Annotated in this window: 11 protein-coding genes; all 11 read right to left on the minus strand. The window is 55.6% G+C overall.

Going from position 1 to position 9,539, the window contains the following annotated elements; translation table 11 throughout:
- Positions 1-68: 68 nt before the first annotated feature.
- Complete coding sequence (locus BMY52_RS14775; protein ID WP_090254571.1) at positions 69-359, minus strand: transposase; 291 nt, start codon at positions 357-359, stop codon at positions 69-71.
- A 44-nt stretch (positions 360-403) separates the two neighbouring features.
- Entirely contained in the window at positions 404-1,834 is a 1,431-nt protein-coding gene (locus tag BMY52_RS14780) for a capsular polysaccharide export protein, LipB/KpsS family (RefSeq protein ID WP_143050510.1), read from the minus strand.
- A 55-nt stretch (positions 1,835-1,889) separates the two neighbouring features.
- The gene (locus BMY52_RS14790; RefSeq protein WP_090255749.1) at positions 1,890-3,725 is read right to left on the minus strand and encodes a tetratricopeptide repeat protein; all 1,836 of its coding nucleotides are present in this window, start codon (positions 3,723-3,725) and stop codon (positions 1,890-1,892) included.
- Between the two features lie 24 nt (positions 3,726-3,749).
- Positions 3,750-4,226 (minus strand): hypothetical protein, encoded by a 477-nt coding sequence (locus tag BMY52_RS15825; protein ID WP_245740954.1) that lies wholly within the window; start codon positions 4,224-4,226, stop codon positions 3,750-3,752.
- Positions 4,205-4,819 carry a type II toxin-antitoxin system MqsA family antitoxin gene (locus BMY52_RS14800; protein WP_090255752.1) on the minus strand — a complete coding sequence of 205 codons (615 nt, stop codon included), beginning with the start codon at positions 4,817-4,819 and terminating at the stop codon, positions 4,205-4,207. The genes BMY52_RS15825 and BMY52_RS14800 overlap by 22 nt, the downstream gene beginning before the upstream one ends.
- Positions 4,820-5,239: a hypothetical protein gene (locus tag BMY52_RS14805; protein WP_245740956.1), complete on the minus strand. Its 420-nt coding sequence runs from the start codon at positions 5,237-5,239 to the stop codon at positions 4,820-4,822. It abuts the gene before it with no gap.
- 108 nt (positions 5,240-5,347) lie between these two features.
- Positions 5,348-5,797 (minus strand): N-acetylneuraminate synthase family protein, encoded by a 450-nt coding sequence (locus BMY52_RS14810; RefSeq protein WP_245740958.1) that lies wholly within the window; start codon positions 5,795-5,797, stop codon positions 5,348-5,350.
- A 44-nt stretch (positions 5,798-5,841) separates the two neighbouring features.
- On the minus strand, positions 5,842-6,516 hold the full coding sequence (locus BMY52_RS14815; protein WP_090255755.1) for an HAD family hydrolase: 675 nt from the start codon (positions 6,514-6,516) through the stop codon (positions 5,842-5,844).
- Positions 6,500-8,053, minus strand: a complete 1,554-nt coding sequence (locus BMY52_RS14820; RefSeq protein WP_218140454.1) for a GNAT family N-acetyltransferase — start codon at positions 8,051-8,053, stop codon at positions 6,500-6,502. The genes BMY52_RS14815 and BMY52_RS14820 overlap by 17 nt, the downstream gene beginning before the upstream one ends.
- Positions 8,050-8,763: a class I SAM-dependent methyltransferase gene (locus tag BMY52_RS14825; RefSeq protein ID WP_218140455.1), complete on the minus strand. Its 714-nt coding sequence runs from the start codon at positions 8,761-8,763 to the stop codon at positions 8,050-8,052. The genes BMY52_RS14820 and BMY52_RS14825 overlap by 4 nt, the downstream gene beginning before the upstream one ends.
- A 38-nt stretch (positions 8,764-8,801) precedes the next feature.
- The coding region (locus BMY52_RS14830) for a class I SAM-dependent methyltransferase (RefSeq protein WP_143050511.1) at positions 8,802-9,539 on the minus strand (738 nt) is incomplete at its 5' end.

Here is a 9,539-nt window from a genome sequence, read left to right on the forward strand (position 1 = left end):
GACCTGCATGACCCGACACAAATCCATCACCGTAAAGTTGGCCTTCTCCACCTTGATGAACTCATACCTCAGTTCGACTCTTTGGCGAAGAAGGCCGCCGCCTTTTTTAATATTTCCTTTTCCATCCGTAACTTACGGTTCTCTTCCCTAAGTCGTTCCAACTCCTCGGCCTGGCCCTCCTGTTGGTCATGCTGGGGAGATTGCCGCTCACGTTCCTTGCGCATCCACCGATCCAACAGGCTGCGATTGATTCCCAGAGACCGGGCTGCTTCGGCCACCCCATATTCCTGGCGCTCAACCAATGCCACTGCCTCAGCCTTGAATTCCGCCGTGTATCGACGTCGTGCCTTCTTGCTCATGAACACCTCCGATGCATAGCCTACGAGGCTTAACGGGGTGTCCGCTACAATTGAACCACTTCAGTGTGTGTGATCCTACTCAGTGAACGCGCTGTCTGCTTGACCACTCCCGAACGCACCTCCTCTGGCAGAATTTCATAATACGACTTATAAATAACACCATCCGCCGCAGAGTTCATCTTCTCGGACAAGCCGCGAAGGAGAGCATCATGGCTAATGCTATTATCGGCGACCTCCTTAACATCAATCCCGCTAGTATACTTATTCGCACCAGGAAGACCACCATACCAGGCATGTCCGAAGTAAATGCAAGGCCTACCAGAGAGAATTGCTTCATAACCGGCAGTTCCAGTTACAGTCGCCACAACTTGGGCGTGCTCTATCAACTTATCACTCGGCTCGTCTAAGGGCACCCAGTACACATTAGCCTGAAGCAAGAGTCTTTCATAAAACCATGAACTTCGGTACATATAACCCTGCTTCGGATTCTCCTTAATAAGTACGATCCAGTCTTTGGGTAATCTTCGACTAAGCTCAATTATGGCGTCGACTTGGTTCGACCAAACCCCTCCCAAGTATGACGTTGTCGCCTCCGGTTGCAGGTGTAATGGGAAATAAACATACTTCGCGTTTCTATGCTCTCCGCTGAAATAGCGCACACGTGATTTTATATCTTTGCCGCGCTCCACCCTTCTGCGCTTTCGCATTGAGGCCACTGGCCTAAGTCTATCATCCAAGATCTCCCACCAATAGAGAAAAGTTGACCATCCTTTGCCTCTAATGGACCTAAAACTTTTTTGCTTCACCCCATTAAAACTCCAACCCAGCCAATCTCGTGATAGAGTCCTTCTAATAACCGCCTCGAAAACCGGGTCTTTCGCGGCTTTCATATAAAACAAATTAGGCTTGGTCCCATCAGATTCAGGTTTAAATTCTGAAAATTTTAAGGGCAACGCTCGAGCCGTGATATCAAGGGCTTTTTTGTAGTAAAAAAACTTCGCAGGAAACAAGCTTTGCTGAAATATCCAAAGTGGCACGCTCGTCTCATGACACCACTTTTCCAACAAATTATCGAACGCCAGATGCGGCGGCCTAAGAAACCAAACCTCGTCCGGAGTGTAAGACTTCAGCAGGGCGGCCACTCTCGCCGAGTCCAGTCTAAACTTGTCATAAAGCTCATCAGACGCTAAAGGTGAGATATCGGTAGTATTCACAGAGGTGGTCCCTGGATAATTACTTATCCGTGATATGCATTCTACATATTGCTTATATGCAGCGCACGAATTCGAATCACTGAAATAATTTAATACCTCACAAGAAGTGACATGGTAATTTTCGATATCGTTAAGCGTGTAAAAGGGAACCAAACCCGATTTTCCTTGCAGCACGCAGACGATCTCAACCCCATTTCTGTGGAGCTCCGAAATAAGCTCATCACACTCTTCGGGAGCCCAAAGCATTACCCGTTTTTTCATGACCTTCGCCTATATAGCTACCGTTTAGTTCTTAAGAGGGTGCTTACATAAAGGGTCATACAATAAGCGCGTCATAATAGGTGGCGCGCGATTGATCAACCCTGCCCAATGCCTTACATACATACGCATAGTGCTCCCGCAACCAACCCGCATACTGATCAAGCGCCAGGTCACACCCGTCAACAATCCGGATCCAGTGTTCTGCTGCTCGCTTATCATTACGCAACCGAAGGTTAAAATACGCCATCCCGATCAGGAGATTCACATGGTGGATGTGATCATTCGAAGTTTTTAATAAAGCTGTTGCTTGATTCAACGCATGTGCAGCCAGTTGCCCGTAATCCTCACGCCAACTGTGTTGGAACTCCACCGGAAGTTCATCATGGTAGGCCGTATACTCATCACAGATGATCAACCATTTATCGGCTGCTTGCCATAGGGTACCCCGCTCCATAGCCCATTCTGCATTTTCACGTAGATGGCTGAACAACTGGATATATGCTTTGTGGAGCGCGGCAGGATGATCGGCCAGTTGAATCTGCGCCTTATCGGCATCGTTGCGATAGCACAGCCAGGAGTCAAGGGGGCCGATCAGCTTTGGCGACAACTCACTCAGGTATGCATCGATGGTAGCGCGATGATCCAGCAATTGTTTAGCAGCAGCATTGTAAAGTGCAACCAATGGCTGGATATCCGTTTGCGGTGAGGCGGTGTTAAGCTCTTGCGCCAGGTCGTGACGTATATTCACCAACGCTGCCACACAAGCAGCCGCAGGAATCCCTGGCTGTGATGCGCCGACGGTCGCCAGTAAACGGGCAATCAGACCAGCGTAATCGCCCGACTCAAGGGGTATACCATCATTTCGGCGTGCACGAAGTAAGGAAACCTCCAGCGCCAGTCGTTCGGATGGGGTTCTCGGGGACAGGCGCTTGATTTGTCGGGCATACTCCTCATGCACCTCGCGTTTCCATTCTGCATCACCCGCTTCTCGTGCAGCTTCAAGGTGATTATTCAGCACTTTGATGGCATGATCCAAGTCTGAATTATCGCTTACCTCCCAGGCTTCATGCAGTACGGATTTTGCCTCAACCGGATGACCAGCGCGTACCAGGGCAATGGCCAGATTGTGATGAACGATATCAACGAGATCAGCGCGGGGGGCCCTGCGGAATTCCGCGATCGCAGCCTGGAGATAGCGTAGTTGATAACTGGGCCGGCGCCTTTGGTACTCGAGGCTCGCCAGGTTGTTGAGTAGATAAATGCGATGAGTGCGTTCTTGACAGCGATCCAGTCCGTGTTCCAGCAGTGCACGTGCCTCATCGAATTGTTCGCGCTCCAATGCAATATGAGCCTTCAACAGCAGACACGCGATGTCCGCCTTACAATCCCCGGGTTTCACCGCCTCGATGTGCCGCCGCGCTTCCGCTGGATTACCCGCCTCAAAAAACAACTCTGCCCATGCACACTCCAACCTCAAGCGCTCATCAGGCAGCAGATGCCTTTCGTTGACTGCATTCAAGGCCTGATGTGCTTCCATGAACCGACCTTCCAACACATGGGCATTTGATAACAAGGTGGCCCGATCCACTTCATATGTTGTACCTGCCAACCGAAGTGGTGTTTGAAGGATGTCGATGGCCCGACCCGGGGCTGCATCCGCCAGCGCTTGTCGCGCATCAACGAGACGTGCCTTTTCATGGGGCAGACGTTTGAGCCAGACCAGACGGCTAAATCCCATCACGGATATAGCAAGCGGCAGCAAGGCCGCCAGACCCAGCCCTGCCAGCCCAAGCACCCCAGCCAACCCAAGCGGCAAGCTGACCACAGCAAATCGGGGTGTGGTCAGCCAATGCAGGTTGTCGCTGCGGAGTAGATCGATCAGGAATTGCAATGGAGGTGATTCATACTGTAACGCTCAATCGTCGCTTGGTTGCTCGTCAGACTGACCGTTCCGTTGCATCTCAAAGGCACCCACGAAGCTGGGCGTCGGAAGCATGAGAGTTCCGGCCAGGCTGCGGGAGGTGATATTCGTCACCATCTCCCGGATGGCGCCATAGACCAACGCCGCGCCGTACTCGAAGGCAAGGCCTTCGTGTTTGTCTGCTGGATACTTTTCGGAGACAGAGAAGACGCCCACGGCTTGTACGTCGAGAATGTATGGGCAGCGCGGGCGCTCGTCATCGGGCGCCGTGCCGAAACCAACGGCCACCCACCATGTTTTGTCTTGGTCATCGTACCCATAGTCGAGCGCCCAATTGAGCATGGAGCCATCGAAATTGAACTGGCTGGCGCGCACGATATCGGATTCGAGATCCGCTTCGATCAGAACTCGCACGAACTGAATGCCGTGCAGTGTGAGTGGGCTGGGTTTCACGCGACTTGCTTCCGCCACGCCTGAATCCTGGAGACAGTGGCTTGCTTCTGTATTGGGATAGTGTGGCGCGCGTCCCTGGACTGGAAACCTAGTTGGATATCCAGTGAACATTTGATCCTGCTGAGGTTACGCGTCAGCAGAGAGTCGAGCAGGTTGCCAACGTTTCTGGGCTCTCCCGCGAGAGCGACCCCCTTGCGTTGCGCCAGTTCTCGCAGGTTTGCAGGCTGACTCCGGCACAGGCGAATCAGGCTATCCATGGCCTCGCTCTGGGTCACATCGTCGTTCTCATACCGCGAGAAGGCCACCTTGCCACCGCCGAAGAGGGCGGCGGCCTGAGCCTGGGTCAGCCCCATGGCCTCGCGCGCCGCGCGCATTTCCCCTCCGGTGAGTAATCCATCAACCGTCTTGCGAAAGGCAACGACCGCCCGTTTGTTCGCCTTAGCCTCGGTTGCGGTAGCCAGTTCTGAACCGCAGGCTGCACACTGTGCTACGTAGAGCGGAATTCGCTCGCTAACCCCTGCATGTTCGACGACATGGCTGTCAGTTCGCTGTTCGAGCGGCCCCTCGCCACATACGGGGCACGCGCGCCGCTGCTCAGATTGCGTGGCCATTCAACACCCCTCTGGATGATTGGAGACCGACAACAGAACGCTGCCGGTCTGAGCGATACTGAATTTGACGTACCATGTCACGTCCAGTTCGCGCCTTGCGCATGGATTCCATTCGGAAATCGTGACCTTGTAGGCATCACTGGCCGCCCAAGGCCCGTTGGGTTTCTGGACGCACCACTCGGAACCGATATAGCGCCCCTGCATCACGGCCTTTCCCACCAGCTGACAGAGTGCGGGAATATCCATTTCCCACTTGGCAGCATCCTCAATGGCCCCTCGCGCCCACACTGTCAGGGCCTCATCCCGGACCAACCGCAGGACTCGCTCGGGCTCGAAGAGGGGACCATTGGGGATTTTCCGGTTGCCGCCGTCCAGTGGCAACCCATCGTAGGCACTTACATTGCGCTTGCTTGTTATCATAATGATAACTGCCCGGGAGCGCTACCGCCACTCATTTTTTCGCGACAAAGCAAAGGCTGGTGCCCCGGTTTTTGTCCATGCTCCGCATGAGGAGGACCGACTGGGCTACTACCCCACCAACTCCCACGACACCGCGGTCCCCTTCGCCACATCCCGCGTCACACGCCTGCCCAGCAGCACGTCATAGTATTTCGGAGACAGGCCGTAACCAGGCCGGACGGCGCGCAGATTGCGAGGTGTAAGCTCCTCGCCCGCCTTCACATCTTCCGCAATATAGAGAGACCGACGCAGTGGGCGCTGGGTGGCTTCGCTGTCGCGGGGGCCATCGCGCAAGGCGCCTAGCGCCTGCCAGGCAGTGCGGGTGTCGTGGACAAGAGCTGCGAGCTCTTCGGGTTCCAGCGAGAATCCGGAGTCCGGCCCACCATCGGCGCGGCGCAGAGTCACATGCTTCTCGATCACGCAGGCGCCCAGTGCCACGGCAGCGGTGGGCACGGCGCGTTCCAGGGTGTGGTCGGAGAGGCCGGGGACGACGCCGTAGCGTTCGGCGAGATACTGCACCCTGCCACTCGAAAAAGGCAGGATAGCACTCATTGTCAGCCGCCCTACGATTCGACCCATTGACCCAGCACCTCTGGGAGAGACGCCAGGTCCGGGATGGTGGTGCGCGCATCATAGCCGGGACGCGCCACCACGGACGCATGCGAGCCGGTATTGACACGCACGGTCATGGCGCCCACACGGTTGAGACCGACGAAATCCTTCGCGGGATTGTCGCCCACATAGACCATGTCGCACCACTCACAGCGCTCTGCACGGCGAATGATCTCGAAGCAGTGTAGCGATGGCTTGGCGTGGCGAATACCAAAGCGATGGGTGATAAAGGTGCGTTTGAACATGGGGGCGAGCCTGAGTGCTTCGATCTTTTTTTGCTGCACCACCTTGTGTCCGTCAGTCACTACGTACAATGGCCAGCGACCGAAATAGTGCTTAAGCACCTTGGATGCTAGAGGGAACAGCGTGATCTCAGGCTGGTGGTGCCGGTACACGTGCACGCACGTGGCCACGCGAGTGTTCGAGTGCTGACCATGTGTATGAAGCCATGCGTCAAATACCTTACCCCGACCGTGCTGCAGCAGATGGGCCTGCATGAAGGCGAGCGACTGCCCAGCATCCCACCCAAATGATGCCTCGCCGAAAAGCGCCACGGCGCGAAGACCACTGATGACGTAGCTCATCTCGTCGTAAAGGGTGTCGTCGAGATCAAAGACCAAAATCATGAAGCACACGATCGACTGGCATTCGGACCTGCCGGATTTCGCCTGGCGCACGTTGAAAGGTGGGCGTTGTAGTGTCGCCCAGCGCTTCGGCCAGGCTCCAGTACAGGGAGTCCAGCCCCACAGCGATGGATGCCGTTGAGGCACCGCCGAAGCGCGGATTACACTCGATAACCTGAAGCGCGCCTTCCACAACGATGGCCTGCAGGACCACGGGGCCACGCAGTTGCAGGGCCGTCAGGACGCGCATGGCTTGTTTTTCAAGGACTGCATCCCGGAACGTGGTGGTGACCTGCGATTCGCCTGACACCACACGATCCCGGCGTCGCAATACGACGCCTGCCACCTGGCCATGCTTGTCGATCCAGCCATCAATGCTGATTTCAGGCCCTGCGATGAAAGGCTGGAAAACAGGATCTTTCAGTCCTCGGGCATGTTCGATTGCAGCATCCTGCGGAAGGTCAAGCCCGATCCAGCGCGACCCGGCACCAAAGCGTTCCTTGACCACCAATGGAGCGTCACCGAAAGGATCCGGCGTGTCAGCGGCTGGAATGATGGGCAGGTGTGCATCCCTGCCAAAAAGTGCGAATGCCAGCTTATCCCAGCAACGCGCGATGGCTTCTGGCGAGGATACGATCACCTCAATGCCGGCCTGAGCCAATACTGTGCGGTGACGGGCCCAGAAACCCAGCTCGCCGTCACGGGTGGGCAGGACGATTGATATAGCGCGGGCCCGGCATCCTTCGATCAGCTCCGTTAAAAGGTTGTTGCTGAGGCGGGGCATCTGCCAGAAGCCGTCGGCTTCCCATCGGGTAGATACCATGGGATCTGTGTCGCCCGCAATAATCTGGATGTCCTGACCAAGCCTAATAGCAGCGTCTTTCAAAGAGCGAATTAAAGGTACTTTTCGCGATGAAGAGGTTACCAGCACACTCGTATCCCGTGCCGAGGGACTTCGGCTTCTCGCTTCATGCGAGAGAATACCGTGTATCAAGGCGTCGGCTGGTTGTCCGCCTACCATCACGTGTTTGCGAAGCCTGCCTTCCAAACGATGTCCAGCAGCCTCTAAACCTTTTAGATGAACTACTCTGTGCTCATAGGTTTCAGTTATCAACTTTTTAAGTTGAAGATCCTCAAACGCCAAATCCTGGATCAATAGAAGGTATCGAGAGAAATGATCCAGAAGTGTTTCAGGGTCGCGTTCGAGATGGGGTTCAAGTAGAAAGGAAATCTCGGCGCGCCGATACGGCCAAGAAATGTGCACAAGCCCCCCGTACCCAATCAACTGTCCATGGCGCTCGATAGCTAGAAGAATTTGCTGAGGCTGAAGCACACCCATGTCGGGCCAAACGTGTTCAGCAAAGTAGCGTTGCTGATCCTCCGGTGTGATGGCCGCACTTTGGCGGAGCACGTCCATTTGAGCATTGCGCCACTGACGGATGGATTCGATGTCCTGCGGACCCACTGCACGCAAAGATAAATCCCCATCGTGCAGCCGGGGTCTGGGCATGATTCGATAGTGGTTCTCGGTAAACGTCATTCCACGACCAAGTACGAAGTCAGGGGATTCGAAGGGTCCCGGCGAATTGCGTATCGCGACAGACCCAGCACCTCGCGCACGGCGATGGTTTCACCAGGTAATTCAGGTGTGTTGAGCTCGTCGAAGGCCAGCACGCTGCCTTTGGTCAAGTAAGGCTGGAGCGCTTCCAGGCAATCCCGCGTGGGCTTGTACAGATCGAAGTCAAAATAAGCCAGTGCAACCACGGTTTCGGGATGGTCGCGCAGATAGGCGGGAAGTGTTTCCGTGGCATCTCCTCGCACAAGTTCGTGCTTTTTCTTGTGGGGGATCGGCGAACCTTGAGTGTGTATGTCCAAGATGGTATCAAGTTCCTGCATCCAATCGGCCACCACGGCATAGTCACCGGCCTTGACCAGCCCCCCGTCCTCGGCTGCGACCGAGGGAAAGCCCTCGAAGGTATCGAAGCCGATGATGCGGCGGTTGTAGTTGAATGGCTCGTGGATGCCCCTGAGTGACGAAAACAGCGCCATATTCTGACCCCACCGCACGCCGAACTCCATGATGACACCGTGCACTGGGACGATCATCTCGTAGAGTTTTTGTATGAAGTTGATACGCGAAAGCGTCTGCCGTGTGAGATAGAGACCTAGATTGTCTATCAATTCGCGATCGGGTATACGCGAACTCCTCAAGCGCCCGACCAGGTCGAGTTTGCGTTCGGCCTCGGTCATGGTGGATCCACCCAGAGTATGAATGGTCGGCTGATGTGTCATGACGGTTGGCTCTCGGGTTGGGGACGCAGGTACGCCGTGATGTTTCGTCCCAGACCCACCTCGGCCAGAGACGCATAGAAACGGTTTGCCGCATCGGGGCCAGCCATGCCGATCAAGCGCTCCAGCCCGAGGCGGGCCTGGTGGGCAGCAGGTCCGCGAGATCGATCGGCCACGTAGTTGGAGCCCTCATGGGCGAGATACAAGTCGATGGGGAAATCGCCCTGAAGGGCCAGGCATTGCCAGCCGGTGGCTGCAGCGGTGCGCTTGAGGCTGTCGGCTGTGAAGTAGCTGATGTGGTCTGGGATGGCGATCCAGAACCGATTGGGGATTTGACCGCTCTCCAGTAATGCCTCGTGGTAGGCGTTGCCATCGTTGGGGACCGTCACCACAAGCAGACCGTCGGCCGAAACCAGGCGGCGCAGCGACTGCAGCAGGCCTACAGGGTCCAGCACGTGTTCGAGCACGTTGCCCAGCCAGACAAGGTCGTGCTTCTCGCCAGCCGCAATCCTGGCGTCTAGCAACCGGAACACATCGCCCTGCTGTACGAACTGAGCGCAGTCCGGGTTCATTTGCTCGACGCCGGCTCGACTGAAGTCGATACCGGCAACTTGCCACCCCAGCGATCGGAAATAGCTGATGCCTGAATCCGTGACGAAATCTTGCCAAATTTCATGATTAGCCTTCAAAAACAACAAGATAAATGAGAAAATCGGGGCTTCCCGTTGCACCAGTTG

Source organism: Ectothiorhodospira marina (assembly GCF_900109495.1).
GTDB lineage: Bacteria > Pseudomonadota > Gammaproteobacteria > Ectothiorhodospirales > Ectothiorhodospiraceae > Ectothiorhodospira > Ectothiorhodospira marina.